At 68.5% G+C, this 25,047-nt stretch carries 27 protein-coding genes; 15 read left to right on the top strand and 12 right to left on the bottom strand.

Annotated features, from left to right (window positions below):
• The first annotated feature begins 5 nt into the window (after positions 1-5).
• Complete coding sequence (locus QM788_RS01915; RefSeq protein ID WP_415659786.1) at positions 6-3,065, top strand: ExeM/NucH family extracellular endonuclease; 3,060 nt, start codon at positions 6-8, stop codon at positions 3,063-3,065.
• A gap of 59 nt (positions 3,066-3,124) precedes the next feature.
• Entirely contained in the window at positions 3,125-3,622 is a 498-nt protein-coding gene (locus QM788_RS01910; protein ID WP_415659785.1) for an FxDxF family PEP-CTERM protein, read from the top strand.
• A gap of 364 nt (positions 3,623-3,986) precedes the next feature.
• Here the strand turns inward: QM788_RS01910 and ruvC are convergent, their stop codons facing one another.
• The 3 genes from ruvC to QM788_RS01895 are packed head-to-tail and all read right to left on the bottom strand — an operon-like array spanning position 3,987 to position 6,180.
• Positions 3,987-4,535: a crossover junction endodeoxyribonuclease RuvC gene (gene ruvC / locus QM788_RS01905; protein WP_415659784.1), complete on the bottom strand. Its 549-nt coding sequence runs from the start codon at positions 4,533-4,535 to the stop codon at positions 3,987-3,989.
• The gene (locus tag QM788_RS01900) at positions 4,532-5,530 is read right to left on the bottom strand and encodes a phosphatidate cytidylyltransferase (protein ID WP_415659783.1); all 999 of its coding nucleotides are present in this window, start codon (positions 5,528-5,530) and stop codon (positions 4,532-4,534) included. Before QM788_RS01900 ends, ruvC begins: the two co-directional genes overlap by 4 nt.
• Positions 5,530-6,180: a lysophospholipid acyltransferase family protein gene (locus QM788_RS01895; RefSeq protein WP_415659782.1), complete on the bottom strand. Its 651-nt coding sequence runs from the start codon at positions 6,178-6,180 to the stop codon at positions 5,530-5,532. Before QM788_RS01895 ends, QM788_RS01900 begins: the two co-directional genes overlap by 1 nt.
• A gap of 388 nt (positions 6,181-6,568) precedes the next feature.
• On the opposite strand from QM788_RS01895, the gene QM788_RS01890 reads away from it, so the two are divergent.
• The 11 genes from QM788_RS01890 (at position 6,569) to QM788_RS01840 (ending at position 14,755) form a co-directional block, all read left to right on the top strand.
• On the top strand, positions 6,569-7,912 hold the full coding sequence (locus tag QM788_RS01890) for an HlyD family secretion protein (protein WP_415659781.1): 1,344 nt from the start codon (positions 6,569-6,571) through the stop codon (positions 7,910-7,912).
• A gap of 330 nt (positions 7,913-8,242) precedes the next feature.
• Positions 8,243-8,449 (top strand): hypothetical protein, encoded by a 207-nt coding sequence (locus tag QM788_RS01885; protein ID WP_415659780.1) that lies wholly within the window; start codon positions 8,243-8,245, stop codon positions 8,447-8,449.
• 125 nt (positions 8,450-8,574) lie between these two features.
• Positions 8,575-9,588: a transposase gene (locus QM788_RS01880; RefSeq protein ID WP_415659779.1), complete on the top strand. Its 1,014-nt coding sequence runs from the start codon at positions 8,575-8,577 to the stop codon at positions 9,586-9,588.
• 41 nt (positions 9,589-9,629) lie between these two features.
• Complete coding sequence (locus tag QM788_RS01875; protein ID WP_415659778.1) at positions 9,630-9,836, top strand: Blp family class II bacteriocin; 207 nt, start codon at positions 9,630-9,632, stop codon at positions 9,834-9,836.
• 55 nt (positions 9,837-9,891) lie between these two features.
• Positions 9,892-10,230, top strand: coding sequence for a hypothetical protein (locus QM788_RS01870; RefSeq protein ID WP_415659777.1), 339 nt, complete (start codon positions 9,892-9,894; stop codon positions 10,228-10,230).
• Between the two features lie 125 nt (positions 10,231-10,355).
• Positions 10,356-10,484 carry a hypothetical protein gene (locus QM788_RS01865; protein ID WP_415659776.1) on the top strand — a complete coding sequence of 43 codons (129 nt, stop codon included), beginning with the start codon at positions 10,356-10,358 and terminating at the stop codon, positions 10,482-10,484.
• A gap of 133 nt (positions 10,485-10,617) precedes the next feature.
• Complete coding sequence (locus tag QM788_RS01860) at positions 10,618-11,352, top strand: hypothetical protein (protein WP_415659775.1); 735 nt, start codon at positions 10,618-10,620, stop codon at positions 11,350-11,352.
• A 28-nt stretch (positions 11,353-11,380) separates the two neighbouring features.
• Positions 11,381-11,671: a hypothetical protein gene (locus QM788_RS01855; RefSeq protein ID WP_415659774.1), complete on the top strand. Its 291-nt coding sequence runs from the start codon at positions 11,381-11,383 to the stop codon at positions 11,669-11,671.
• Complete coding sequence (locus QM788_RS01850; protein ID WP_415659773.1) at positions 11,668-12,087, top strand: hypothetical protein; 420 nt, start codon at positions 11,668-11,670, stop codon at positions 12,085-12,087. The genes QM788_RS01855 and QM788_RS01850 overlap by 4 nt, the downstream gene beginning before the upstream one ends.
• On the top strand, positions 12,078-12,575 hold the full coding sequence (locus QM788_RS01845; protein WP_415659772.1) for a type II CAAX prenyl endopeptidase Rce1 family protein: 498 nt from the start codon (positions 12,078-12,080) through the stop codon (positions 12,573-12,575). Before QM788_RS01850 ends, QM788_RS01845 begins: the two co-directional genes overlap by 10 nt.
• Positions 12,576-12,607: 32 nt before the next feature.
• Positions 12,608-14,755, top strand: a complete 2,148-nt coding sequence (locus QM788_RS01840; RefSeq protein WP_415659771.1) for a peptidase domain-containing ABC transporter — start codon at positions 12,608-12,610, stop codon at positions 14,753-14,755.
• A 9-nt stretch (positions 14,756-14,764) separates the two neighbouring features.
• Here QM788_RS01840 and QM788_RS01835 read toward each other — a convergent pair whose 3' ends face one another.
• The 5 genes from QM788_RS01835 to dusB form a co-directional block, all read right to left on the bottom strand.
• The gene (locus QM788_RS01835; protein WP_415659770.1) at positions 14,765-16,375 is read right to left on the bottom strand and encodes a GMC family oxidoreductase; all 1,611 of its coding nucleotides are present in this window, start codon (positions 16,373-16,375) and stop codon (positions 14,765-14,767) included.
• Positions 16,372-17,781 carry a coniferyl aldehyde dehydrogenase gene (locus QM788_RS01830; RefSeq protein ID WP_415659769.1) on the bottom strand — a complete coding sequence of 470 codons (1,410 nt, stop codon included), beginning with the start codon at positions 17,779-17,781 and terminating at the stop codon, positions 16,372-16,374. Before QM788_RS01830 ends, QM788_RS01835 begins: the two co-directional genes overlap by 4 nt.
• A 171-nt stretch (positions 17,782-17,952) precedes the next feature.
• The gene (gene purH / locus QM788_RS01825; RefSeq protein ID WP_415659768.1) at positions 17,953-19,530 is read right to left on the bottom strand and encodes a bifunctional phosphoribosylaminoimidazolecarboxamide formyltransferase/IMP cyclohydrolase; all 1,578 of its coding nucleotides are present in this window, start codon (positions 19,528-19,530) and stop codon (positions 17,953-17,955) included.
• A 7-nt stretch (positions 19,531-19,537) separates the two neighbouring features.
• A complete protein-coding gene (locus QM788_RS01820) occupies positions 19,538-19,792 on the bottom strand; it encodes a helix-turn-helix domain-containing protein (RefSeq protein ID WP_415659767.1) in 255 nt (84 codons plus the stop codon).
• 2 nt (positions 19,793-19,794) lie between these two features.
• Positions 19,795-20,796: a tRNA dihydrouridine synthase DusB gene (gene dusB, locus QM788_RS01815; RefSeq protein WP_415660301.1), complete on the bottom strand. Its 1,002-nt coding sequence runs from the start codon at positions 20,794-20,796 to the stop codon at positions 19,795-19,797.
• A 133-nt stretch (positions 20,797-20,929) separates the two neighbouring features.
• On the opposite strand from dusB, the gene QM788_RS01810 reads away from it, so the two are divergent.
• Together QM788_RS01810 and QM788_RS01805 are read left to right on the top strand one after the other, a co-directional pair.
• The gene (locus QM788_RS01810) at positions 20,930-21,427 is read left to right on the top strand and encodes a YqaA family protein (protein ID WP_415659766.1); all 498 of its coding nucleotides are present in this window, start codon (positions 20,930-20,932) and stop codon (positions 21,425-21,427) included.
• Positions 21,424-22,917, top strand: coding sequence for a carboxypeptidase M32 (locus tag QM788_RS01805; RefSeq protein WP_415659765.1), 1,494 nt, complete (start codon positions 21,424-21,426; stop codon positions 22,915-22,917). Before QM788_RS01810 ends, QM788_RS01805 begins: the two co-directional genes overlap by 4 nt.
• Before the next feature lie 249 nt (positions 22,918-23,166).
• Here the strand turns inward: QM788_RS01805 and QM788_RS01800 are convergent, their stop codons facing one another.
• From QM788_RS01800 to lpxC, 4 genes are read right to left on the bottom strand one after another with little or no spacing between them, the layout of a single operon-like run.
• Positions 23,167-23,352, bottom strand: coding sequence for a hypothetical protein (locus QM788_RS01800; RefSeq protein WP_415659764.1), 186 nt, complete (start codon positions 23,350-23,352; stop codon positions 23,167-23,169).
• A complete protein-coding gene (locus QM788_RS01795) occupies positions 23,352-23,573 on the bottom strand; it encodes a hypothetical protein (RefSeq protein WP_415659763.1) in 222 nt (73 codons plus the stop codon). The genes QM788_RS01800 and QM788_RS01795 overlap by 1 nt, the downstream gene beginning before the upstream one ends.
• A 2-nt stretch (positions 23,574-23,575) precedes the next feature.
• Positions 23,576-24,112 (bottom strand): hypothetical protein, encoded by a 537-nt coding sequence (locus QM788_RS01790; protein WP_415659762.1) that lies wholly within the window; start codon positions 24,110-24,112, stop codon positions 23,576-23,578.
• A complete protein-coding gene (gene lpxC, locus QM788_RS01785) occupies positions 24,109-25,044 on the bottom strand; it encodes a UDP-3-O-acyl-N-acetylglucosamine deacetylase (RefSeq protein WP_415659761.1) in 936 nt (311 codons plus the stop codon). The genes QM788_RS01790 and lpxC overlap by 4 nt, the downstream gene beginning before the upstream one ends.
• Positions 25,045-25,047: the final 3 nt, after the last annotated feature.

Here is a 25,047-nt window from a genome sequence, read left to right as displayed (position 1 = left end):
CAGTCATGCAACTCCGACCCCTGGTGTCCTTCCTCGCCGCGGCGTTCGCCGCGCCCGCCGCGCTGGCCGCCGGCAACGTCGTCATCAGCCAGGTCTATGGCGCCGGCGGCAACAACGGCGCCGTGCTGACGCATGACTACGTCGAGCTGCACAACCGCAGCAACAGCACGGTCGATCTGGCGGGCTGGTCGCTGCAGTACACCAGCGCCACCGGCACCGGCGCGCTGGGCGCCAGCGGCAACCTGGTGGCGCTGTCCGGGTCGCTGGAGCCCGGCCAGTTCTATCTGATCCGCCTGGCCGGCGGCTCGAACGGCGCCGCGCTGCCGACGCCCGACGCCACCGGCTCGATCAGCATGGCCGCGGCGTCCGGCAAGGTCGCGCTGGTCAGGCAGACGACCTCGCTGGGCTGCAACGGCGGCAGCAGCGCCTGCTCCGCCGGGCAGTTGGCCCAGGTCGAGGACCTGGTGGGCTTCGGCAGCGCCAACTTCTTCGAAGGCTCGGGCGCCACGCCCGCGCCCTCCGCCGCGCTGGCCGTGTTCCGCGCCGCCAGCGGCTGCACCGACAGCGACGACAACGCCGCCGACTTCGCCACCGGCGCCCCCGCGCCCCGCAACAAGGCCAGCGCCTTCGTGACCTGCGGCGATGGCGGCGGCAGCGGCGCGCCCATCGTGCCGGCCTGCCCCGACCAGATCACCGTCGGCGGCACGGCGGCCAGCTTCACCGTCGGCGCCCGGGACGCCGACAGCCGCGTCACCGCCGCCACCGTCGTCGGCAGCCTGCCGGCGGGCGTGGCGCTGGGCGCCTTCACCGCCTCCAGCGACAGCGACGTGGCGGCCACACAGGCCTTCGAGGTGTCGAACACGCTGGCCGCGGGCAACCACGCCCTCGGCCTGAAGTGGGACAACGAGCATGGCCAGACCGCCAGCTGCACCTTCAAGCTGTCGGTCAGCCGCGTCGCCACCATCCCGGCCATCCAGGGCTCGGGCGCGAAGAGCCCGATGGACGGCGACAGCGTGACCACCACCGGCATCGTCACCCAGCTCGTCAGCAACGGCTTCTACCTGCAGGACCCGCTGGGCGACAACGACCCGGCCACGTCCGACGGCATCTTCGTCTTCACCGGCGGCGCACCGACGGTGGCCGTGGGCGACCGCGCGACCGTCACCGCCAAGGTGCAGGAGTACTCGGTGTCCAGCAGCGCGGCCAGCCAGGCCAACCCGCTGACGGAGCTCAGCGGCGTGCACGCGGTGACCGTGCTGAGCCAGGGCCACCAGCTGCCGCAGCCGGTCGAGATCAGCCTCGCCAGCCTGGGCAGCCCGGTCGAGGCCGACATGGAGCGCTTCGAGGGCATGCGGGTGCGCATCACCGACACGCTGACCGTCAACCAGACCGCCTACGTCGGCAGCTGGGGCCAGCTGACGCTGTCGGCCGGCGGCCGCACGCTGACGCCCACCAACGTCGAGCGCCCCGGCCCCGCCGCCAACGCGCTGCAGGCCGCCAACCTGGCCCGCAGCATCGTGCTGGACGACGGCAGCGCCGCCAAGTTCCCCAGCCCCACGCCCTACCTGTGGCAGGACGGCACCGTGCGCGCCGGCGACACCGTGGACGGCGTGACCGGCGTGATCGACTACGGCCCGGCCACCGACTCGGCCAGCGGCCCGCTGTCGTACAAGATCCACCCGGCCGTGCCGCCGGTGTTCGCGCGCCCCGCGCCGCGCCCGGCCGCGCCGCCGGCCGTCGGCGGCAACCTCCGCGTGGCCAGCGCCAACGTGCTGAACTACTTCACCAGCGGCAGCGGCGGCGCCTTCGTCCCCGGCAGCCCCAGCTGCGGCAGCAACTGCCGCGGCGCGAACTCGCTGGCCGAGTTCAACCGCCAGCGCGTCAAGATCCTCGGCATGCTGCAGGGCCTGAACGCCGACGTGGTGGGCCTGATGGAGATCCAGAACGGCGGCAGCAACTTCGCCGTGCAGGACCTGGTGAACGGCCTGAACGCCGCGCTGGGCGCCAACGCCTACGCCGCCGTGCCGCTGCCGGCCGCCGGCACGGGCACGGACGCCATCCGCGTCGCGATGATCTACAAGCCCGGCCGGCTGGACCTGGTGGGCGCGTCGATGTCCGACACCCACGGCGTCAACAACCGCCCGACCTTCGCGCAGGGCTTCGTCGCGCCGAACGGCGAGAAGTTCGCCGTCGTCGTGAACCACCTGAAGTCCAAGGGCAGTTGCGGCACCGGCCTGAACGCCGACCGGGGCGACCTGCAGGGCTGCAACAACCAGAGCCGCAAGGAGCAGGCCCAGCGCCTGCTGGCCTGGCTGCCCACCGTCAGGGCCGCGGCGCAGACCGACAACCTCATCCTGGTCGGCGACTTCAACGCCTACGCCAAGGAAGACCCCATCGAGCTGCTGACCGCCGGCGGCCTGGTGGATCTCATCGGCAAATTCGACCCGGCCGACTACAGCTATGTGTTCGACGCCGGCGCCGGCCGCCTGGACCACGGCCTGGGCACCGCCGGCGTGGCGGCCAAGGTGGTGGGCGCCACCAGCTGGCACATCAACGCCGACGAGCCGGAGTGGACCGACTACAACCTGGAGGACAAGGCCACCGGCAACGACTGGTACCAGCCCAGCGTGTTCCGCGCGTCCGACCACGACCCGATGCTGATCGGCCTGAACCTGGTCAAGACGATCAAGGGCGGCAACGGCAGCGACACCCTGGTCGGCACGCCGGGCGACGACCTCATCGAAGGCGGCCTGGGCCGCGACACGCTGACCGGCAACGGCGGCCGCGACCAGTTCGTCTACCGCACCGGCGCCGACGGCCTGGACACGATCACCGACTTCAAGCCGGGCGTGGACCTGCTGGTCTTCACCGACCTGCTGCGCAACGTGGGCATCGCCAGCGGCGCGCCGCTGGCCACCGGCCACGTCAGCTGCAAGCAGCAGGCCGACGGCGCCCTGATCGGCTACGACCCGGATGGCGCCGCCGGCCCGGCGGCGTCGCGCCCGGTCGCCAAGCTCAAGAACGTGAGCTGCGGCGCGATCGACGCCGCCTCCTTCAAGTTCTGAACGCCCGGATCGCCAGGCTCTCCAAGATCTCCAAGATCTCCCCCAAGGACCGCAACACCATGAAATTCCGCCCCCACCTGATCGCCGCCGCGGCGCTGATCGCCGCCACGGCGGCCCATGCCGACACCTTCAACTTCAGCGGCCTGATCGATGCCGGCCCGCTGGCGGGCCAGACCTTCGGCGGCAGCTACAGCTACGACCCGTCGCTCGTGACCGGCGCCGCGTTCGAGCAGATCGAGCTGAGCGCCTTCACGCTGAGCTTCAGCGCCGTGAACTACACGCTGAATGCCTCGGCCACGGCCGACTACGCCGACGGTGTGTTCCTGGGCCTGAACTACCTCTTCGAGGACGGCGCCCATCAGCTCGTGATGGTCTCCGGCAGCGCCGACGCCAGCGACGCCTTCCTGAGCTACCAGCCCCTGCTGGACGGCGAGCCGACGCCGACGGCCAGCAGCGGCCTGTACAGCGTCTCCGCCGTGCCGGAGCCCGGAACCTACGCGCTGATGATCGGCGGCCTGGGCCTGGTCGGCTGGATGGCCCGCCGCCGCAAGGCCTGAGCGCCGCGCCTGCATGAGACGGCCCGCTTCGGCGGGCCGTTTTTCGTTGGCATTGGATCACTGCCGCGAAGACCGGGCTGGGCGCCGGGACGCGGGGGTGGGCAATTGCTCCGTGTCCCCCGGGCCGCTGCGCGGCCCTCCTCCTTGACCTGCGCAATTGCCCACCCCCGCATCCCGGCGCTTCCACCAGCCGGTTGTCGCGGCAAACACCGAGCGCAACGAGAAGCAGGAGGGCGGGTGGCCCTGATGCGCAGGTAAAGGAGGAGGGCCGGCTTGCCGGCCCGGGGGACACGGAGCATCAGGGCCACCCGCCCTCCTGCGCCCCGCCCCCCCATCAGAACCAGCGCAAAAAACGCCGCCTCTTTCAATACGTCCGCCCGCCCTTGAACTGCGCATGCTGCCGCCGCTGCAGCGTGGTGCTGCGGCTCATGGCCTCGAAGCTGACGCGCGCATGCGCGTGCATGATGGCCAGGCCCAGCGCGTCGGCGGCGTCCTTGCCGGGCACGCCGGGCAGGGCCAGCAGGCGCTGCACCATGAGCTGCACCTGCTCCTTCCTGGCCTGGCCGTGGCCGGCCACCGCCTTCTTCATCTGCACCGCCGTGTACTCGCTGACCGGCAGGTCGGCCGACACCAGCGCCGTGACCGCCGCGCCGCGCGCCTGGCCCAGCAGCAGCGAGGACTGCGGGTTCACGTTGACGAACACGATCTCCACCGCCGCGCACTGCGGCTGGTAGCGCGCGGCGACCTCGCGGATGCCGTCGAACAGGATCTTCAGCCGCGCCGGCAGCTCGCCCGCGGCGACGCCGCTGGTCTTGATGGTGCCGCTGGCCACGTAGGCCAGCCGCGGGCCGTCCGCGTCGATGACGCCGAAGCCGGTCGTCTGCAGGCCGGGGTCGATGCCCAGGATCCTCACTGGAACCCCAGCGGCAGCCGGAAATACCAGCGCACCGAATGGAAGAACACCGGCGCGGCGAAGCACAGCATGGCGATGCGGTCCAGCAGGCCCACGGCGCCGGTGATGGAGCTGCGGTTGCCCCAATAGAGCACGCCGGCGTCCTTCTTCAGCGCCTTCATCACCAGGCCGCCGAAGCCCGCCGCGGCGGCGGTGATGAAGGCCATGGCCAGCGCCTGGCCGGCCTTGAACGGCGTGATCCAGAACAGCAGCCCGCCCGCGGCCGCGCCGGTCAGCGTGCCGATCCACCAGGCGCGCATCGAGAAGCTGCGGCTGATGCGCCGCGCCACCGGCCGGCGGCGCAGCGTGCGCGTGGCGATCTCCTGCGCGATCTGCGACGCCGCCACCACCATGACCAGGAAGAACAGCAGGAAGGCGCCGCGGCCGGTGTAGCCGGGGAAGTCCAGCAGCAACAGCGCGGGCGCGTGCGACAGGCCGTACACGCACACCATCACGCCCCACTGGATCTTGGCGTTGCGCTCCAGGTAGCGGCGCGGGTCGTCGGCGAACGCGCTGACGATGGGCAGCGCGAGGAAGCCGTAGACCGGCAGGAACACCGTGAACAGGTCGAAGAAGCGCGTGCCGCAGATCATGTACTGCACCGGCAGCAGCACGAAGAAGGCGACGAGCAGCGTGCGGTGGTCGCTGCGCTGCGTGTGGACCAGCGTGATGAACTCGCGCAGCGCCAGGAAGGAGAACAGCGCGAACAGCAGCGTCGCGCCCAGTGGCCCGGAGATCCACGCGACCCAGAACATGCAGCCGCCGAACCACGCGGCGCGCAGGTCGCGGCGCACGCGCGCCCAGGTCAACTGCGACGCGCGGCGGGCGGCCTCGTCGCCACGCTCGCGCAGCGAGTTCAGGAACAGCCCCACCGTCAGCAGCATCAGCAGGCCGAACAGCACGACGAACAGCAGCGCCACCTGCTCGCTGGCCGTCAGGGATTTCAGCCAGCGCATCAGTCCTCCCCGCCCTCGCGGCCCAGCGACTCGGGATCGGGCCGCTGCTCCATGACCGCCTCGCGGGCGCGGCACAGGAAGTCGGCCTTGCTCTCGCCGGGCTGCAGCTGCAGCGGCGCGCCGAAGGTCACCGTGCACAGGATGGGCACCGGCACGACCTCGCCCTTGGGCATCACGCGCTGCACGTTGTCGATCCAGGTCGGGATGATGGGCACGTGCGGGAACTGCTCGGCCAGGTGGTAGATGCCGCTCTTGAACGGCTGCGGATTGCCCTTGCTGGAGCGCGTGCCCTCCGGAAAGATGACCAGCGAGTCGCCGTGCTGCAGCGCCTCCACCAGCGGCTCCAGCGGGTCCTCGTCGGGCGTGGCGCGGCTGCGGCTGACGTAGATCGCGTTGAAGACCTCGGTGGTCAGCCAGCGCTTGAGGGCGCTGGTCGTCCAGTAGTCGCGCGCGGCGATGGCGCGGGTCGAGGCCCGCAGCTCATGCGGGAACGCGGCCCAGATCAGCACGAGGTCGAAATGGCTCTGGTGGTTGGCGATGTAGATGCGCTGCTCGGCTTTTGGCGGGCAGCCCTTCCAGTGGCCCTGCGCCCCCGTGATGAGCCGGGCGACGAAGGCGAGCAACTGGCCGGTGAAGGCGGCGAGCGTCATGGGGCGGGATTATCGGCGGCCGCCACCGCCCCCTCGGGCGGGCCTGCGCGGCGGTGCCCGGCGCCGTCAAACGATGCGGCGGCACCACATGAGCAGCGGTTATGCCCCCATCGCTCCAGGGGACACTCCCCTCCGGCGGCCAGGTGTTTACCCGCGATGCATGCGCGCGCAGGGCGCCGCCAACGCAGGATTCCTGCAGAAAACCGGCCGAAACGCTGCGCTTTTGCAGGAATCCTGCGCGCCGGATGTGGCACGCGCGCGCCTTGCCACGGGGAGCACGGCCCTGGCGCCCCACGCCACGGGGCTGGATCGCCGGTAAGCAATCGAAACAATCCGGCCCAGCGATGTCGAGCCACCGAGGACTCGCACCGCCCCTCCCAGACGCCCCATGACCGTCACCCCCGCGCTCCCGCTGTTCCGCCCCGAGGCCCTGCAGGCCCGCGAGGCGCAATGGCTGGGCGGCATCCGCATCGGCCGGCCGCTGGGCTTCACGCTCGTCACCGGCGCCGCGCTGGCGATGGCCGCGGCGCTGGTCGCCTTCGCCTGCTGGGGCGACGTCACCCGCAAGGCCACGGTGCATGGCGTGCTGCTGCCGGCCGGCGGGCTCATCCACGTCAGCAGCCCGCAGGCCGGCGTCATCGCCGAGCTGCTGGTGCAGGAGGGCGACCCGGTGCTCGCCGGCCAGCCGCTGCTGCGCCTGAAGAGCGAGCGCATCACGGCGGCGGGCGACGCCGCACTGCTGATCGCCCAGGCCCTGGCCGCCCGCCGCGCCAGCCTGCAGGCCGAGCGCCGCCTGACCGAGCAGAGCCTGCGCCAGCGCCAGGACACGCTCGCCCAGCGCCTGCAAAGCCTGCAGGCCGAGGCGCGCCAGGCCCTGGCCGAGCTCGACACCCACCGGCTGCGCCTACAGCTCGGGCACAAGACGCTGGAGCGCCAGCAACAACTGGCCCGCGACGGCTTCGTCGCCCCCGCCCAGGTGCAGCAGAAGCAGGAGGAGTTGCTGGACCTGCAGCTGCGCGAGCGCAACGCCGAGCGCAATCTGCAGGCGCTGCAGCGCGACCTGCAAGCCGCGCAGGCCGACCGCCAAACGCTGCACACGCAGGCGCAGACGGGCCTGGCCCAGCTGGACCGCAGCCTCGCCGCGCTCGACCAGGAGGCCACCGAGGCCGATGGCCGCCATGGGTTGACGGTGGCCGCGCCGCAGGCCGGCCGGGTCAGCGCGCTGACGCTGGGCCAGGGCCAGTCCGTGCAGGCCGGGCAGACGCTGGCCAGCCTCGTCCCGACCGCGAAGGCGGCGGGCCGGGCCGACCCAGCCGAGCTGCGGGCCGAACTGTACGCCCCCAGCCGCACGGCCGGCTTCGTGCAGCCGGGCCAGGCCGTGTGGCTGCGCTATGCGGCCTTTCCGTACCAGAAGTTCGGCATGGCCGAGGGGCGGGTGCTCGCCGTGAGCCGCAGCCCGATCGCGCCAGCCGACCTGCCGGCGGGCCAGGCGCAGGCGCTGCTGGCGGCGGCGCAGGCCAACGAGCCGATGTACCGCATCACCGTCGGCCTGCCCAGGCAGACCGTGCTGACCTATGGAAAACCCACGCCGCTGGCGGCCGGCATGAGCCTGGATGCCGATGTGCGGCAGGACAGCCGCAAGGTGTGGGAATGGCTGCTCGAACCGGCGTTGGCCGTGGCGGGTGGCAGAAGGAATCTGAGCGACGAGACGAAATCCAGCCCGGGAGGATGAGTTGGATTGCGCAGATGCGGGATGATCAGCCGCTTCTTTTATCTCTTTGGAAAATGAAATGCAGGAATTGAACATCAGTGACATTGAACAAGTGAATGGTGCCGGCGTGTTGGGCCAAGCGGGTGCGGCGTTGGGTGGTGCTGCCGCCGTTAGTGCCGGCTTGGCAATGGTTCCTACTCCGGCTTCTGCGGCCTTGGGAGCTTTCGCCGTGGTTTCTAGCGTTCTCGGCGCGACCCTCTCGTTTGTGGATTCCAGCCTGTCTTGATCGCTTTTGACTAGCGCAATGGAGGGGTCGTGCGAACGAGCCCTCCACTTCACGATTAGCACAACATGAAGAAATTCTTCATCGCCATCACATTGGCAATTGGGTTGTCCATATTTTTACTATGGTTGGCCTGCCTCGGAACCTCTAGCATGATGGACTGGCTGGAGAAAGCATCACCACGAACTGTCCGCCTGCTAGCACATTGGGGATGGCTAGGTGGGTTGTTGGCCGCCATCCCTGCAATTTTCAGAAGAACCAATCGCGACAATTAAGCAACTCACCCATGAAAGACTCGACGACCTTTCATTCAACACCTAGGACTTACGCAAACGTTCAAATAAATAGGCCCCGCAGGGTATTTGTTGGATAATTTGCCGCATCGACCTCAGCATGCAAATTGTCCATCAAAAGAATCGACTACTGCCAGTTCATCCTGACCAGCCAGACCAATTTCACCATGACGAACTTTGCGGATCACGGCCAGGGATTCAGCCACGATGCGGTGAAGCGGTACCTGCAAGGCGACAAGCTGTCGGCCAGCTTGGTTTGGGAGCATGCGCAGCGTGACATCGTTCCATCCCCCCGGGGATGCATCGTGTTTGACGACACCATCCTCGACAAAGGCCATTCGCACCAGATCGAGTTGGTTCGCCGGCAGTACAGCGGCAATGCCCACGGCATCATCAAAGGGATCGGCCTGGTGAACTGCCTCTACGTCAACCCCGACACCGGCGAGTATTGGCCCATCGACTATCGATTGTTTGCGCCCGAGCAGGACGGCAAGACCAAGCTGGAGCACGTGCGCGACATGTTGGTCAGCGCTGCGGGCAACAAAGCGCTGCCCTTCACCCGGGTGCTGTTCGACACCTGGTACGCCACGATGGAGCTGATGCTGCTGGTGGACAGCCTGGGCAAACGCTTTTACTGCCCGATCAAGGCCAACCGGCTGGTCGATGACAGCGCCGGCCAAACGCCGTACCGGGCAGTGAGCGGCTTGTGCTGGACGGCACAAGAGGCTGAGCGCGGCAAGCTGATCAAGATCAAGGGATTCCCCAGGGACTACAAGGTGAAGCTCTTCCGGGTGACGGTGTCTTCCCACCGCACGGATTGGATCGTGACGAACGATCTGGCTCAAGATTCGACGCAGGGCACGCAAGAGGCGTGTGCGCTGCGCTGGAAGATCGAGCAGTTTCATCGAGAACTCAAGCAGCTGACGGGCGTTGAGAAGTGTCAGTGCCGCAAGGCGCGAATGCAGAGAAACCACATCGCCTGCGCGATCTTGGTTTGGCTGCGGCTGCGGGCGGTGGCCAAGGAAAAACTCTCTTCGATGTATCAGATCAAGACCAGTTGGCTGTCCGAACGGATGCGCCAGGAGCTGCGAAGTCCTTCGGTTTTGATGCGTTTTGCGTAAGTCCTATGCGTAAGTCCTACACATGTTATTGAAAGATTTCCATGCAAGCTTTAGATGAAAACCAATTGGATGCCGTCGCAGGCGGCAGCGTTACTAGCGGCGTCGCCAGTGCAATTGGCGGAACTGCCGCAGGCGCAGCTAGCGGCGCAATCGCTGGCGCTGTCTGGGGCGCAACCGTTGGAGGCATTGTCGGCGCAGTCGTCGGCACCGTGGTCGGCATTGCGTTTACCCTTGCCACCGAGAAATAATTTCTGACCTCATAGGTGCGAGAGAACCTCGTACCTATCTTAAAATCCACACGACATGCACCCCTCCTTGTTCATTGCCAAGCTTATTGTTACCGAAGCCAGGGGGCTTTCCAACGAGCAGCTTGACGCCATCCTGCGGCATATTTTCCTCACCAACAAGAAAAGCAACCTACTCCTTGGCTGGTCGATCATTGGCACATTTTTTATTTGCCTGATTTTTGCGGCAATATTCGCATACACCTCAGGCAATTCGCCAAAAATCACATCAACGGCAATGCTAATTCTGGTTCCGATCATCATGCCGATGATTTTCGTCTCACTCCAATTCGCACTTCCAATATTCATCGCAAGAGCCCAGATCAAGAAATTAATTGACACCGACCCGGCGGATTGAATTCGTCATTTTCTCAAAGCTGGCGCACCAACCATCAACAAAAATACTTGCACGGTTTTATTTGATTTCCCTCACCCCAAGTGAAGCCCATCAATTGCAAAAAAATTTCACCCAAAGGGAAAGCAATGATGCTCAACACCGCCATCGGCGGCGCGCTCATTGGCGCACTCGGGCGCGCAATGACCGATCTCAACATACCGACGTTGATGCCAATTTCCATAGCGCCGTCTTTTCCACTTCAGAGTGGTGATTGACATGATTGATGGACTGGAAGTCGCGCCTTGCGAATGAAAAGCAGCCGCAAGGTGCGACAATGGCCACTCGAACCGGCGTTTATCGTGGCGGTCGGCAGAATTATTCTGAGCGGCGAAACAAATTTCGCATCAAATGGCAAATTATTATTCATGCGCCGCATTCATTCTGTTTTGCGGATTCCACACCATCACCTACAGCGATGGAAATCTCGCGGATGCCATCGTAGAGCCCATAGGCAGTGAAACCATTTCCATCCGCGGGATCATCACGCCGGCAACGGCGGAAAAATTCAAATCACTTCTGCAGCCTGGCATCAAGACCGTGCTGATCTCCAGCGAGGGCGGCGTCACAGAATCAGCACTGGACATCGCCGAGAAAATCCAGAAGCGGCACCTCGACATTGAAATCATCGATTTCTGCGCCTCATCATGCGCAAACTACCTCTTCGTTGCCGGCGAAAACAAGCACATCCGGGAAGGAGCAATCGTGGGCTGGCATGGCGGGCACTCCTTCAAGCCGTTCAGACCTGCAGTTGATTCAAAAGAGCGCCTGAAGGAGAAAGAGCGCCTGCTGCTGCGTGAGCAACTGCTGTACGCCCGCGCCGGCACGTCCATCGACCTCATCGTCTACTCAGGGCTCCTGACACTCGGCGAGAGTCTGTACGGCACGATCACGAGGGAATACACGCTCTGGGTTCCAGACATCAACGAACTTCGGCGGCTGGGCGTCAAAAATATCAGCGGTCACACATCCATGAGCAATGCCTCGGACATCGATTCCCGGTTGGCGAAGATGGGTTTCTCCGGCCAGCATTCGTATGTCGGCCCTGCATATTCATACCTTCCTGCATTCACGTCAAACTACTAGAAACCACCCCGCTCACGATATAACACTGGTGCCGCTTCCCGCACAACGGGCGTTCAACCGTCTCGCAAGCACAAATAAATCCAAGCTCATCCTCAACCTCTCGCTGGCGCTTGGACTCGCCATGCTCAGCCTGTGGTTCGCCAGCCTAGGTTCCGCTGGCGCGCTGGAATGGCTGAATCAAGCATCCCCCCGAACCATAAAGTTATTGGCCAGCTGGAGCTGGGTCGGCGCATTGCTGGCAGCCGTTCCGGCGCTTGTTAGGGCCAGAAATGCAAAAAACCCCAAAGAACAGCCCGAACCTTCAGGCTTGACCGCATGAGAAAAGCCATTCCAATAGCGATGACCTGCCTTTATCTCGCCGCAGGCTGCAGCAACGCCAGCAACGACGCCCTGGCAATCGTGACGAATGCTCCTCGATATTCATGGGTCTCGGTCGGCACGCCAGCCGCAGCATCCCAGGCGGAATCCGTCCTGCGGAGCCAATGGAAGAACGGCGCATCGTTGGATTACCTGGGACGCAGCTTTCACAACGCCACCCCCGCTGGGAGGGCATACATTCTGTGCGCACTATCCCTTGCCCGGCCAGCACAGTTCAACGAACTGCTTGAAGAAACCAAGGATCTCGACAAAATACTCGTCCCCACGCTGAAGGGGGACGTGGCCAGCCTGGTGCCCTTGAATGGAATCATCCAACAGATCAAGTCGAACCGGTGCGATGGGCTGCAATGGAAGTGACCCGATCGATCCCGCCTCCCGGAAAAATCGGCAGGTGCAAAATTGCGCTGCGCTCAATCGCGTGCGCTGCCGCATGTGCCACCGCCTCGTTTGCCATCTCAACCCTCGTTGAAGAGCTTCTCGACAAGCGTCCCGAAGGGAACGTTGTTTATTGGTACACCATCGTGGCGGCCCTGGGGATATCACCCTTCATTGAAACCTTCATTTTCCAGTCCATCCCGTTCAAGTGGGCCACCCAGAGGGGATTGTCGAAACCCATCAGATTGGCCCTGATGTCCACTCCGTTTGCGCTGGCCCATTATTCAAAGGGGATGACGGCCATGCTGGAAATTCAATTCGGGGGACTGCTGCTGGCCATGGTCTATATTCATTGGCACAAAGCCGGGACGACCCTGGCCTTCAGAACCACCGCGCTTGCCCATTTCCTGCACAACGGGTTCACGGCGGCATACCTATTCCACAACGGCGCCGTGCTCGCGTTGCACTAGCGGGGCGTGTCCCTGCACGATTCTTTGACGCCATGCGCGCAATCATCCAATCCGAAGCCGCGGAGTGCGGCATCGCCTGCCTGGCGATGATTTCATCCGCGCATGGCGCCAGTGCCGATCTGTTGGACCTGCGCCGCAGGTTCACGGTATCCCGCCACGGGGTTTCGCTGCGCGACCTGCTGGGCATGGCCGCCTCGCTGGGATTCACGTCACGGCCGCTGAAGCTGACGCTGGAGCATCTGGGGCAACTGAAGCTCCCCTGCATCCTGCACTGGGACATGAACCATTTCGTCGTGCTGAAGCAGGTTGGCCGGCGAAGCATCACCCTGCTCGACCCCGCCGTCGGCGAGCGCCGGATGCCGCTGGCCGAGGTGTCACGCCATTTCACCGGCGTCGCGCTGGAGCTGAGCCCCAGCGCCGAATTCAAGCCCCAGGCACCCGCCCCGCGCGTGAGCCTGTCGGCGCTGACCGGCAAGGTCACCGGCCTGAAGCGCTCGCTGCTGCAAATCTTCGGCGTCGCGGCCGTGCTGGAGTTGTTCGCCATCGTCGCGCCGCTGTTGCAGCAGATGGTCGTGGACGAAGTGCTGACCTCGGGCGACCGCGACCTGCTGACCGTGCTGGCGCTGGGCTTCGGCCTGCTGCTGCTCGTGCAGACGCTGATCGGCCTGGCGCGCTCGTGGATGGTGATCGTGCTGAGCCAGTCGCTGGCCCTGCAGTGGGCCGGCAATGTCTTCGCCCATCTCGTGAAGCTGCCGGTCGCCTTCTTCGAGCTGCGCCACCTGGGCGACATCACCTCGCGCTTCGGCGCCGTGCAGGCGATCCAGAAGACGCTGACCACCGCCGTCATCGAAGCGGTGCTGGATGGGCTGATGGCGGTGGCGGCGCTGGTGATGATGCTGATTTACGCCCCGACGCTGGCGGCCGTGACCGTGGGCGCGGTCGCGCTGTATGGCCTGCTGCGCTGGGCGTCCTACGCGCCGTTTCGCAACGCGGCGGCCGAGCGGCTGGTGGTGGCGGCGCGGGAGAACACGCATTTCCTGGAGACGCTGCGGGCGATGACGCCGCTCAAGCTCTTCGGCCGCGAGCAGGAGCGCCGCGCGCGCTGGCAGAACCTGCTCGTCGAGGTGCAGAACCGCGACCTGCGCACGGCGCGGATGGGCATGGGCTTTTCCACCGCCAGCACCTTCATCTTCGGGCTGGAGAACCTGCTGGTGCTGTGGCTGGGGGCGCGGCTCATCATGGGCGGCCTGGCCGGCGGCGGCGCGAGTTCCGGCGCGGGCATGACGGTGGGCATGCTGTTCGCCTTCCTGGCCTACAAGGGCCAGTTCTCGGGGCGCGTGTCGGCGCTCATCAATTACGCGGTGGATTTGAAGATGCTGGGCCTGCATGCCGAGCGGCTGGCCGACATTTGCCTGGAACCCCCCGAGAAGGACGAGCTGCCGCACAACGACCTCGCGCACCTGCCGCCCGGCATCGAGCTGCGCGGCGTGAGCTTCCGCTACGGCGAGGGCGAGCCGTGGGTGCTGAAGGACGCGGACTTCAGCATCGCGGCCGGCGAGAGCGTGGCGGTCGTCGGCGCGTCGGGCGCGGGCAAGACGACGCTGCTGAAGATCGCGCTGGGGCTGCTGCAGCCCACCGAGGGCGAGGTGCTGTACGGCGGGCAGCCGGTGCGGCACCTGGGCATCGCCAACTTCCGGCGCCAGATCGGCACCGTGATGCAGGAGGACGTGCTGCTGACCGGCAGCCTGGCCGACAACATCGCCTTCTTCGACGTGCAGCCCGACCCCGCGCGGGTGGAGGCCTGCGCGCGCATGGCGCAGCTGCACGAGGACATCGCCCGCATGCCGATGGGCTACCAGACGCTGGTGGGCGACCTGGGCTCGGGGCTGTCGGGCGGGCAGAAGCAGCGGCTGCTGCTGGCGCGCGCGCTGTACAAGCAGCCGCGCGTGCTGGCGCTGGACGAGGCGACCAGCCACCTGGACCTGGGCAACGAGCGCGCGGTGACGGCGGCCATCGCGCACATGCGGCTCACCCGCCTCGTCATCGCCCACCGGCCCGAGACGATTGCCGGCGCACAGCGCGTGGTGCAGATCAAGGCCGGGAAGGTCGTCGCGGTGGCCCGGGCCATGGCCGAGCCGCCCGCGCCCGGCGAGCGGGCGGAAGAGGCGGTGCCGGCCTGAACGGCGCCGTCAGGCCGCCGCCCGCATCATCCGCGCCGCCTTCTCGCCGATCATCATCGCCGGCGCGTTGGTGTTGCCGCTGACCAGCGTCGGCATGATGGACGCGTCCACGACGCGCAGGCCCTGCAGGCCGTGCACGCGCAGCTCGGCGTCCACGACGGCCAGCGCGTCGCTGCCCATGCGGCAGGTGCCGACCGGGTGGTAGATGGTGTCCACGCGCTGGCGCAGCAGGGCCTCGATGTCGGCGTCGCTGCGCGTCTCGGTGTCCCACATCTCGGCCTGCCAGTGCGCGCGCAGCGCCGGCTGGTTCAGCAGCGCGCGGGTGAGCTTGAAGCCGGCCACCATCTGCGGCAGGTCGTCGGGGTGCTGGAAGAACGCCGGGTCGATCAGCGGCGCGGTGGCCGCGTCGCGGCCGGCGAGCCGCACGCTGCCGCGGCTGCGCGGCCGCAGCAGGCAGACGTGGCAGGACATGCCGTGGCCCCAGCGCAGCTTGCGGGCGTGGTCTTCCACGGCGGCGACGACGAAATGCAGCTGGATGTCGGGCCGCGGCTCGTCGGCCCGCGTGCGCAAGAAGCCGCCGCCCTCGGCGAAGTTGCTGGTCAGCATGCCGCGCCGCTCGGCGCGGTAGCGGCGGATGGCGCGCCAGAACGCCAGCCCGCCGCGCAGCGACAGGCCGAAGCTGTCGAGGCTGCGGCTGCGCAGGCCGAACACGAAGTCCGGGTGATCCTGCAGGTTGGCGCCGACGCCGGGCAGGTGGTGCAGCACGGCGATGCCCTGCGCCTGCAACTGCGCCGCGTCGCCGACGCCGGACAGCATCAGCAGCTGCGGCGACTGGATGGCGCCGGCCGCCAGCACGACCTCGCGGCGCGCGCCGAGGCGCCGCAGCACGCCGCCGACGCGCGCCTCCACGCCCACCGCGCGACGGCCGTCGAAGAGGACGCGCTGCACCTGCGCCTGCACCGTCACGCGCAGGTTGGGCCGGCCCAGGTGCGGGCGCAGGTAGGCGCGGGCCGCGCTGCAGCGCTCGCCGCGGTCCTGCGTGACCTGGTAGATGCCGATGCCTTCCTGCGTCTCGCCGTTGAAGTCGGCGTTGACCGCGTGCCCCGCCTCGCGGCCGGCCGCGAGCCAGGCGGCGTGCAGCGGGTTGTCGGTGCGCAACTGGCTGACCTTCAGCGGCCCGGCCTGGCCGTGCAGCGGCGCGCCGAAGCTGTCGTTGCACTCGCTCCTGACGAAGTCGGGCAGCACGTCGTCCCAGCCCCAGCCGGGGTTGCCCAAGGCGGCCCAGTGGTCGTAGTCCTCGCGCTGGCCGCGGATGTAGACCATCGCGTTGATGCCCGACGAGCCGCCCAGCATCCTGCCGCGCGGCACATAGCCGCGGCGGCCGCCGAGGCCGGGCTGCGGCACGGTCTGGAAGGCGTAGTTGTGCAGCTTGCTGGGCACCATCAGCACGGCGCCGGTGGGCACGGTGCCGAGCCAGTTGTTCACGTCGGCGCCGGCCTCCAGCACCAGCACGCTGGTGCCCGGGTCTTCGCTCAGGCGCCCGGCCAGCGCCGAGCCGGACGAGCCGCCGCCGATGACGATGACGTCGTGGGTTTCGTCGAAACGCTGGGGGTCGGTCATGGGAGTTTCTTCAACAAGCCGAGCAGGCGCTCGAAGGTCGCGCCATAGGGCGGCTGGAACAGCCGCGTGCCGGCGAAGCGCGACTGGATGAACAGCGGCTTCTCCTTGCTGAAGGTGCGGAAGCCCCATTCGCCGTGGTAGGCGCCCATGCCGCTGGCGCCGACGCCGCCGAAGGGCTGCTCCTCCTGGCCGAGATGCCACAGGCAGTCGTTGATGGTCACACCGCCCGCGTGCGTCTCGCGCATCACGCGGTCGCGCACGGCGGCGTCGCTGCCGAACCAGTACAGCGCCAGCGGGCGATCACCCGCGTTGACGTGGGCGAGCGCCTCCTCGACCCGGCCGTAGCCGACGATGGGCAGCAGCGGGCCGAAGATTTCCTCCCGCATGACGGTGGCGTCGGGCGGCACGTCGAGCAGCAGCGCCGGGACGAGGCGGCGGTCGCCGGGCTGCTCGTCGTGCGTGCGCAGCACGCGCGCGCCGCGCGCGGCGGCGTCGTCGAGCAGGCCCTGCAGGCGCGCGTGGTGGCGCGGCGTGGCGATGCTGGTGTAGTCGGCATTGCCGGCGATGCGCGGGTACATGCGGCGCATCTCGGCCAGCAGGCGCTGGCTCAGGGGCTCGACCAGCTCGTGCGGCACGAGCAGGTAGTCGGGCGCGACGCAGGTCTGGCCCGCGTTGAAGAGCTTGCCGAAGGCCAGGCGCGAGGCGGTCAGCGCCAGGTCGCAGCTGCGGTCCACGAGGGCCGGCGACTTGCCGCCCAGCTCCAGCGTGACCGGCACCAGGTGCTTCGCCGCCGCCTGCGCGACGTGGCGGCCGACGGCGGTGGAGCCGGTGAAGAACAGATGGTCCAGCGGCAGTTCGGTGAAGGCCCGGCCGACCTCGGCATCGCCGGTGATGACCTGCATCTCCTCGGGCGCGAAGTGCTCGGCGACCATGCGCGCCATCAGTTCGCTGGTGGCCGGCGTCAGTTCGGAGGGCTTGATGAGCACGCGGTTGCCGGCCGCCAGCGCGGCGATGGCGGGCTCCATCGCCAGGTAGTAGGGGTAGTTCCAGGGCGAGACGATGCCGACGACGCCCAGCGGCTGGCGCATCAGCACATTGCGGCCGGGCAGGAAGTGCAGCGGCGTGGCGACGCGCCTGGGCTTCATCCAGCGGCGCAGATGCTTCAGCGCATGGCGGGCGCCGGCCTCGACGGTGAAGAGGTCGGCCAGCAGCGACTCCTGGCGCGCGCGATGGCCGAAGTCCCGCGCCATCGCGGCGGCGAGCGCCTCGGCGTGCTGGCGCGTCATCGCCAGCAGGCGCTGCAGGCGGTCGCGGCGCACCTCGTAGGCGGGCATGCGCTCCGCCTCGAAGGCGCGGCGCTGCGCCGTCAGCGCCAGATGCAGGCGTTCCTGCAGCGCGGTGTCCATGGCTTCGTCTCCGGTTCTTGTCGACCGGTCGAGGCTAACCGCAAGCGGGGGCCCCACCATCGGGGGAGGCCCTGGACTAGAGGAACGCATCTAGTCGCGCGGACGACAGGGGAATTTGAATATTGCGGGCCGAGCGCCGGGCGCGCCTGAGCCGGCCCGCGTCAGGCGATATCAGTGCCGGAAGTGGCGGACGCCGGTGAGGACCATGGCGATGCCGCGCTCGTTCGCCGCTGCAATCACTTCGTCGTCGCGCATGGAGCCGCCCGGCTGGATGACGCAGGTTGCGCCGGCGTCGGCCAGCACGTCCAGCCCGTCGCGGAACGGGAAGAAGGCGTCGCTGGCGACGGCCGAGCCCTTCAGGCTCAGGCCCGCGTGCTGGGCCTTGATGGAGGCGATGCGGGCCGAGTCCAGCCGGCTCATCTGCCCGGCGCCGACGCCCAGCGTCATGCCGCCGCCGCAGAAGACGATGGCGTTGCTCTTCACGTATTGCGCGACGGTCCAGGCGAACATCAGGTCGTCGAGTTGCTGGGCCGTGGGCTGCAGCGTCGTGACGAGCTTCAGGTCCTCGCGCTTCAGGAAGTGGTTGTCCGCCGTCTGCAGCAGCAGGCCGGAGCCGACGCGCTTGCTGTCGCCGGCATTGCGGCCCTGCAGCCAGGGCGTCGCGCCGCCCGGCGGCAGCGCGATCTGCAGCAGCCGCACGTTCGCCTTGCCCTTGAACACCGCCAGCGCCTCGGCGCTGAACGACGGCGCCATCAGCACCTCGACGAACTGCTTGGCGACGAGCTGCGCCGCCGCACCGTCCAGTTCGCGGTTGAAGGCGATGATGCCGCCGAAGGCGCTGGTGGGGTCGGTCTTGAACGCCTTGGCGTAGGCCTCGGCCGGATCGGCGCCGACGGCCACCCCGCAGGGGTTGGCGTGCTTGACGATGACACAGGCCGGCGTGGCTAAGCTCTTCACGCATTCCCACGCCGCATCGGCGTCGGCGATGTTGTTGTACGAGAGCTCCTTGCCCTGCAACTGCCGGCCCGTCACCAGCGAGCCGGGCGCGGGGAACAGGTCGCGGTACAGCGCGGCGCTCTGGTGCGAGTTCTCGCCGTAGCGCAGGTCCTGCACCTTGACGAAGCTCGCGTTCATCTGCGCCGGGTACTCGGCCTTGGAGCCGTCTTCCTGCAGCGCCGACAGGTAGTTGCTGATCGCCGCGTCGTACTGCGCGATGCGGTTGAAGGCGGCGACGCTGGCCGCGAAGCGGGTCTTGTCGCTGGTCTTGCCGTGCGCCTTCAGTTCGTCGAGCACGGCGGCGTACTGGGCCGCGTCGGTCAGCACCGTCACGTCCTTCCAGTTCTTCGCCGCGCTGCGCACCATGGCCGGGCCGCCGATGTCGATGTTCTCGATGGCGTCCTCCAGCGTGCAGCCGGGCTTGGCGACGGTCGCCTCGAAGGGGTAGAGGTTGACGGCGAGGATGTCGATGCGCGCGATGCCGTGCTGCGCCATCGCCGCCACGTGCTCGGGCAGGTCGGAGCGCGCCAGCAGGCCACCGTGGATCTTGGGGTGCAGCGTCTTCACGCGGCCGTCCATCATCTCGGGGAAGCCGGTGTGCTCGGCCACCTCCGTCACCGGCAGGCCGTTGTCGGCCAACAGCTTGGCGGTGCCGCCGGTGGACAGCAGCCGGGCGCCGAGCGCGTGCAGCCCTTGCGCGAATTCGAGGATGCCGGTCTTGTCGGACACGGAAAGGAGTGCGGTGAGTGCCATGGTCGGGTCAGCCAATGTTGTGATCAGTGAGTTTGCGGCGCAGCGTGTTGCGGTTGATGCCCAGCCATTGCGCGGCCTTGCTCTGGTTGCCGCCGGCCTCGCGCATGACGATCTCGAACAGCGGCTTCTCCACCAGCTTGATCAGCATCTCGTGCATCGAGTGCGGCTCCTGGCCGTCGAGGTCGCTGAAAAAGGCTTCGAGGTTCTCGCGCACGCAGGCGTCGATGGGATTGGGCGGGGGGGTGTTCTTCTGGGCGCTCATGGTCAGGCGGCGCAGGCGGGGTCGGCCCGGGCTTGGTCGTCGTTGGCGGCCACGGCGGCAGGCAGCCTCTCAAAGGTCTGGCCGAGGTCGTCGAACCAGTCGCGCAGCGCCCGCAGCTGCGCGTCGCAGCGCTCCAGCGTGTTCATGCGCTGGCGGAAGGCCTCGCCGCCCGGCAGGCCGCGCACGGCCCAGCCGATGTGCTTGCGCGCGCTGCGCACGCCGCTGGCTTCGCCGTACAGGCCGTAGTGGTCGTGCAGGTGCTCGGTGAGCCAGTCGCGCGCCTCGGCCACGGTGGGCGCGGGCAGGTGCTCGCCGGTCGCCAGGAAGTGGGCCACCTCGCGGAAGATCCACGGCCGGCCCTGGGCGGCGCGGCCGATCATCAGCGCGTCGGCCCGCGTGCGGGCCAGCACGTCGCGCGCCTTCTCGGGCGAGTCGATGTCGCCGTTGGCGACGACGGGGATGGACAGCGCGGCCTTCACCGCGGCGATGGTGTCGTATTCCGCCAGGCCCTTGTAGCCCTGTTCGCGGGTGCGGCCATGGACGGCCAGCATCTGGATGCCGGCGGCCTCGAAGCGCGTGGCCAGGCGCAGCGCATTGCGCTCGTCCGCGCTCCAGCCGGTGCGCATCTTCAGCGTCACGGGCACGCCGCGCGGCGCGCACGCGGCGACGACCGCCTCGACGATCTCCAGCGCCAGCGCCTCGTTGCGCATCAGCGCCGAGCCGGCCCATTTGTTGCAAACCTTCTTGGCCGGGCAGCCCATGTTGATGTCGATGATCTGCGCGCCGCGGTCGATGTTGTGGACGGCCGCCTCGGCCAGCATCGCCGCATCCGTGCCGGCGATCTGCACCGCGATCGGCCCGGGCTCGCCGCGGTGGTCGGCGCGGCGCGAGGTCTTCAGGCTGTGCCACAGCTCCTTGCGCGAGGTGACCATCTCGCTGACCGCGTAGCCCGCGCCCAGGCGCCGGCAGAGCTGGCGGAAGGGCCGGTCCGTGACCCCGGCCATCGGCGCGACGAACAGCGCGGTCCCGGCATGTTCGGGGAGGAGGTGGGGGCCGATCTGCACGTGGGTCTGCTCAAAAATGAGGCGGGATTGTAGCCAGCCGCCTCCGGCGGCCCGCCCGGCCCACAATGCCGCCATGGAAGCCTGGCTGGCCCAATTCATCCACGAGCTGCTCGCCGCGCTGGCCCTGCCCCAGGTGGGGCTGGCGGCGGTGTTCGTCGTCGCCTTCGTCTCCGCGACGCTGCTGCCGCTGGGCTCGGAGCCGGCGGTGTTCCTCGTCGTCAAGGCCGACCCCGGCATGTTCTGGCCCGCCATCGCCGTCGCCACGCTGGGCAACACGCTGGGCGGCGCGGTGTCGTGGTGGATGGGCTACGGCGCCGAGAAGGCCGTCGAGGCCGTGCGGCACCACGAACCCCGGCACTCGCGCGCGGCGCAGTGGCTGCGGCGCTTCGGCCCCAAGGCCTGCGTGCTGAGCTGGCTACCCGTCGTCGGCGACCCGCTGTGCGCCGTGGCCGGCTGGCTCAAGCTGCCGTTCTGGCCCTGCCTGGGCTGGATGGCCGCCGGCAAGTTCCTGCGCTTCGTCTTCTACACCGCCGCCCTGCTGTGGCTCGTTCCGGAATCCTGGCTGTCATGACCCCTTCCTCCTGCTACCAAGACCTCGCCGCCCGCCAGCAGCGCCTGCACCGCCTGGCCCACCTGCAGGCCATCGCGCAATGGGACCAGGCCACCCACATGCCCACCCACGGCAACGAGGCGCGCAGCCTGGCGCTGGCCGAGATGGACGGCCTGCTGCACCAGCTCGCCACCGACCCGGCGCTGCCGGGCCTGCTGGCCGGCGCCGCCGCCGAGCCGCTGGACGACACCCAGCGCGCCAACCTGCGCGAGATCACCCGCGCCTGGCGCGCCGCCAACGCGCTGCCGCAGGCGCTGGTGGAGGCCAAGAGCCTGGCCAACAACCGCTGCGAGCACGCCTGGCGCACGCAGCGCCCGGCCAACGACTGGGCCGGCTTCGCGCCCAATCTGCGCGAGGTGCTGAAGATCGCCCGCCAGGAGGCCGAGTGCCTGTCGCAGAGCGCCGGGCTGTCGAAGTACGACGCGCTGCTGGACCAGTACGAACCCGGCATGCGCGCGGCCGAGGTCGAGCGCGTGTTCGCGCCGCTGCGCGGCTGGCTGCCGGGGCTGATCCGCGCGGTGACGGACAGGCAGGCGCGCGAGGCCGTGATCGCCCCGGCCGGCCCCTTCCCGGCCGCCGCGCAGAAGGCGCTCGGCCTGGACGCGATGCGGCTGATGGGCTTCGACTTCGCCGCCGGCCGGCTGGACGAGAGCACCCACCCCTTCTGCGGCGGCGTACCGGAAGACGTGCGCATGACCACGCGCTACCGCGAGGACGACTTCCTGCCCAGCCTGATGGGCACCATCCACGAGACCGGCCACGGCCGCTACGAGCAGAACCTGCCGCGCGAGCTGCTGGGCCAGCCCATCGCCCGCGCGCGCTCCATGGGCATCCACGAGAGCCAGAGCCTGTCCTTCGAGATGCAGCTGGGCAGCCACCCGGCCTTTGCCGCGCTGCTGGCGCCGCTGCTGGCCAGGCACTTCGGCGACCAGCCGGCGTTCGAGCCCGGCAACCTGCACCGGCTGCTGACGCGCGTGCAGCCGGGCCTGATCCGCGTGGACGCCGACGAGGTGACCTACCCCGCCCACATCCTGCTGCGCTTCGACATCGAGCGGGCGCTGATCGAAGGCGAGGCCGAGGTGGACGACATCCCCGCGCTGTGGGACGACAAGATGGCCGGGCTGCTCGGCCTGGACACGCGCGGCAACTTCAAGGACGGCCCGATGCAGGACGTGCACTGGCCCGCCGGGCTGTTCGGCTACTTCCCCTGCTACACGCTGGGCGCGATGTACGCGGCGCAATGGTTCGCCGCGATGCGCGCGCAGCAGCCCGGCCTGGACGCGCAGATCGCCCGCGGCGAGCTGGGCGGCGTGTTCGACTGGCTGCGCAGCCACGTGTGGCGGCAGGCCAGCCGCTACGAGACGCCCGAGCTGGTGCGGCGCGCCAGCGGCGAGGCGCTGAACCCGGCGCACTTCGAGGCGCACCTGCGCGCCCGCTACCTGGGCGGCTGACAACCGGCAGTGCGCAAAAAAAGGGCCGCCCCTCAGGGGCGGCCCAAGTTCGGTTCGAACGAGCTCTCTTCCAATCCACGGCGCGTCCCCGGCCCCCCGGCCATCTCCGCGCGTGGCACCCGGTGGTTGTTCTCTCCGGGCTGGGCCGCCGCGCGCAAGGCGCCCGGTGACCGTGGGCGCATTCTGGGCATCCCGGGCCGCGTCCGCATCCCCGCAAGCCAAGGGGGCGCCCGCCGGCCGTGAACGGCGTCACAACATCAGCGCCAGCCGCTCCAGGATCAGCACGCCGAAGAACGCCAGGCCGGCGATCAGCGTCCATTTGATGATGACCAGGCCCAGCCGCCGCCAGCGCGGCTGGCCGGTGGCGATGGCGAGCGCGAAGCAGACGACGGCCGAGAACAGCAGCAGGCCGACGACGAGGCGGGCGATCAGCATCAGGACGCCGCCACCGTGGCGAAGTACCGCGCGTGCGTGTGGCGCAGGGTGGCCTCGTCGGCAGCCGCCAGCAGCACGACCTCCCGCTGCTCACCCGCTTGCAGGTGGCGCAGTTCCAGCTGCAGCCGCTCGTCCTGCGCAAGCGGGCGCTGCAGGTCGTCAAAGACCTTCATGCGGTGCAGGCGCCGGTGCTTCGGGTCGAAATCCATCAGATAAATCATCGTCACTCTCCAAGAACGGGCATGGCCGTCACGAGCGCCTTCAGCAAGCGGGCCAGGTTGTCACGGTCCGGCGTGATGCCGGGGCCGGCCGGCAACATGGGCACCTCGGCCGGGGGCGGTACCGCCTCGCCGTCCAACCCGCGCTCGACCCGATCGACGGCCTCCGAGAGAGCCTCCATCCATTGCAGCAGCGCGGCATCGCCCTCGCCGTGCCGGTGACCAGCGAACCGCAGGGCCAAGGCCCGGGCGAGCGACCGCTGCGCCTGCCGGTCCGCCACCACGACCCGACACCCGGCGATGTCCTGCATGGACGCCAGGCGCGAACCGCGCTCGCGCCTGAGTTTGGCGCAGATCGCAGGCGTCGATTTGGCCTCGCGCGTGGCGGGCTGCTGGTGGAACTCCTCCCGCAGCACCCGCTCCACCTCGGCGCTGGCGGCCGCGAATTGCCGACGGTAGTCATCCAGCAGCAGCAGGTCGTCCGGGGTGATCGGCTCGCCGCGCAGCCGCTCGCCCAGCTTGTTGACCTGCGTCGCGCTCACCACGCCGGCGCCAGCTCCGCGAAGCCCTTGGGCGCCGCGCGCTCGTCGGCGAAGGTGACGACCTCGTAGGCGTCCTCGTCCGCCAGCAGCGCGCGCAGCAGCTTGTTGTTCAGCGCGTGGCCGCCCTTGAAGGAGGTGTACGCGGCCAGCAGCGGCATGCCGGCCACCTGCATGTCGCCGATCGCGTCCAGGATCTTGTGCTTGACGAACTCGTCGTCGTAGCGCAGGCCGTCGGCGTTCAGCACCTTGTAGTCGTCCACGACGATGGCGTTGTCCATCGAGCCACCCAGCGTCAGGCCGCGTGAGCGCATCAGGTCGATGTCGGCCGTCATGCCGAAGGTGCGCGCGCGGGCGATCTCCTTCTTGTACGCGCCCGAGCCCATGTCGAACACGAAGCGGCTGCCGGTGGCCGCCACGGCCGGGTTGTCGAACTCGATCTCGAAGCTCAGCGTGTAGCCGTGGTGCGGCTCGAGCCGTGCCCACATCAGCTTCTTGCCCTCGCCCTGGCGCACCTCCACCGGCTTCTTCACCTTCAGGAAGCGCTTGGGCGCGTCCTGCAGCGCGATGCCGGCGGACTGCAGCAGGAACACGAAGCTCGCGGCCGAGCCGTCCAGCACGGGCACCTCGTCGGCGTTGATGTCGATGTAGAGGTTGTCCAGCCCCAGGCCGGCGCAGGCGGACAGCAGGTGCTCGATGGTCTGCACCTTGGGCGCGCCGGGGTCGCCGCCGGGGCTGATGGTGGTGGCCATGCGGGTGTCGCTGACCGCCGTCACGCCCACCGGGATGTCCACCGGCGGGCACAGGTCCACGCGGCGGAAGACGATGCCGGTGTCGGCCGGCGCCGGGCGCAGCGTCAGCTCGACCTTCTGGCCGCTGTGGATGCCCACGCCGACGGCGCGGGTGATCGACTTCAGGGTGCGTTGCTTGACCATGCC

Origin of the sequence: Roseateles sp. (assembly GCF_047654785.1) — a bacterium.
Lineage (GTDB): Bacteria > Pseudomonadota > Gammaproteobacteria > Burkholderiales > Burkholderiaceae_C > Pelomonas.
This window is presented reverse-complemented; position numbering and strand designations above follow the sequence as displayed.

Coding starts and splice junctions, on each gene's coding strand:
- QM788_RS01820 (WP_415659767.1), bottom strand. CDS start 19,792: ATGAGCGCCCAGAAGAACACCCCCCCGCCCAATCCCATCGACGCCTGC.
- QM788_RS01850 (WP_415659773.1), top strand. CDS start 11,668: ATGAGAAAAGCCATTCCAATAGCGATGACCTGCCTTTATCTCGCCGCA.
- QM788_RS01910 (WP_415659785.1), top strand. CDS start 3,125: ATGAAATTCCGCCCCCACCTGATCGCCGCCGCGGCGCTGATCGCCGCC.
- purH (WP_415659768.1), bottom strand. CDS start 19,530: ATGGCACTCACCGCACTCCTTTCCGTGTCCGACAAGACCGGCATCCTC.
- QM788_RS01900 (WP_415659783.1), bottom strand. CDS start 5,530: ATGCGCTGGCTGAAATCCCTGACGGCCAGCGAGCAGGTGGCGCTGCTG.
- QM788_RS01800 (WP_415659764.1), bottom strand. CDS start 23,352: ATGCTGATCGCCCGCCTCGTCGTCGGCCTGCTGCTGTTCTCGGCCGTC.
- QM788_RS01870 (WP_415659777.1), top strand. CDS start 9,892: ATGCACCCCTCCTTGTTCATTGCCAAGCTTATTGTTACCGAAGCCAGG.
- dusB (WP_415660301.1), bottom strand. CDS start 20,796: ATGGCCGGGGTCACGGACCGGCCCTTCCGCCAGCTCTGCCGGCGCCTG.
- QM788_RS01805 (WP_415659765.1), top strand. CDS start 21,424: ATGACCCCTTCCTCCTGCTACCAAGACCTCGCCGCCCGCCAGCAGCGC.
- lpxC (WP_415659761.1), bottom strand. CDS start 25,044: ATGGTCAAGCAACGCACCCTGAAGTCGATCACCCGCGCCGTCGGCGTG.
- QM788_RS01885 (WP_415659780.1), top strand. CDS start 8,243: ATGAAGAAATTCTTCATCGCCATCACATTGGCAATTGGGTTGTCCATA.
- QM788_RS01845 (WP_415659772.1), top strand. CDS start 12,078: ATGGAAGTGACCCGATCGATCCCGCCTCCCGGAAAAATCGGCAGGTGC.
- QM788_RS01890 (WP_415659781.1), top strand. CDS start 6,569: ATGACCGTCACCCCCGCGCTCCCGCTGTTCCGCCCCGAGGCCCTGCAG.
- QM788_RS01875 (WP_415659778.1), top strand. CDS start 9,630: ATGCAAGCTTTAGATGAAAACCAATTGGATGCCGTCGCAGGCGGCAGC.
- QM788_RS01860 (WP_415659775.1), top strand. CDS start 10,618: ATGGCAAATTATTATTCATGCGCCGCATTCATTCTGTTTTGCGGATTC.
- QM788_RS01810 (WP_415659766.1), top strand. CDS start 20,930: ATGGAAGCCTGGCTGGCCCAATTCATCCACGAGCTGCTCGCCGCGCTG.
- QM788_RS01840 (WP_415659771.1), top strand. CDS start 12,608: ATGCGCGCAATCATCCAATCCGAAGCCGCGGAGTGCGGCATCGCCTGC.
- QM788_RS01835 (WP_415659770.1), bottom strand. CDS start 16,375: ATGACCGACCCCCAGCGTTTCGACGAAACCCACGACGTCATCGTCATC.
- QM788_RS01915 (WP_415659786.1), top strand. CDS start 6: ATGCAACTCCGACCCCTGGTGTCCTTCCTCGCCGCGGCGTTCGCCGCG.
- QM788_RS01895 (WP_415659782.1), bottom strand. CDS start 6,180: ATGACGCTCGCCGCCTTCACCGGCCAGTTGCTCGCCTTCGTCGCCCGG.
- QM788_RS01830 (WP_415659769.1), bottom strand. CDS start 17,781: ATGGACACCGCGCTGCAGGAACGCCTGCATCTGGCGCTGACGGCGCAG.
- QM788_RS01865 (WP_415659776.1), top strand. CDS start 10,356: ATGATGCTCAACACCGCCATCGGCGGCGCGCTCATTGGCGCACTCGGG.
- QM788_RS01795 (WP_415659763.1), bottom strand. CDS start 23,573: ATGATTTATCTGATGGATTTCGACCCGAAGCACCGGCGCCTGCACCGC.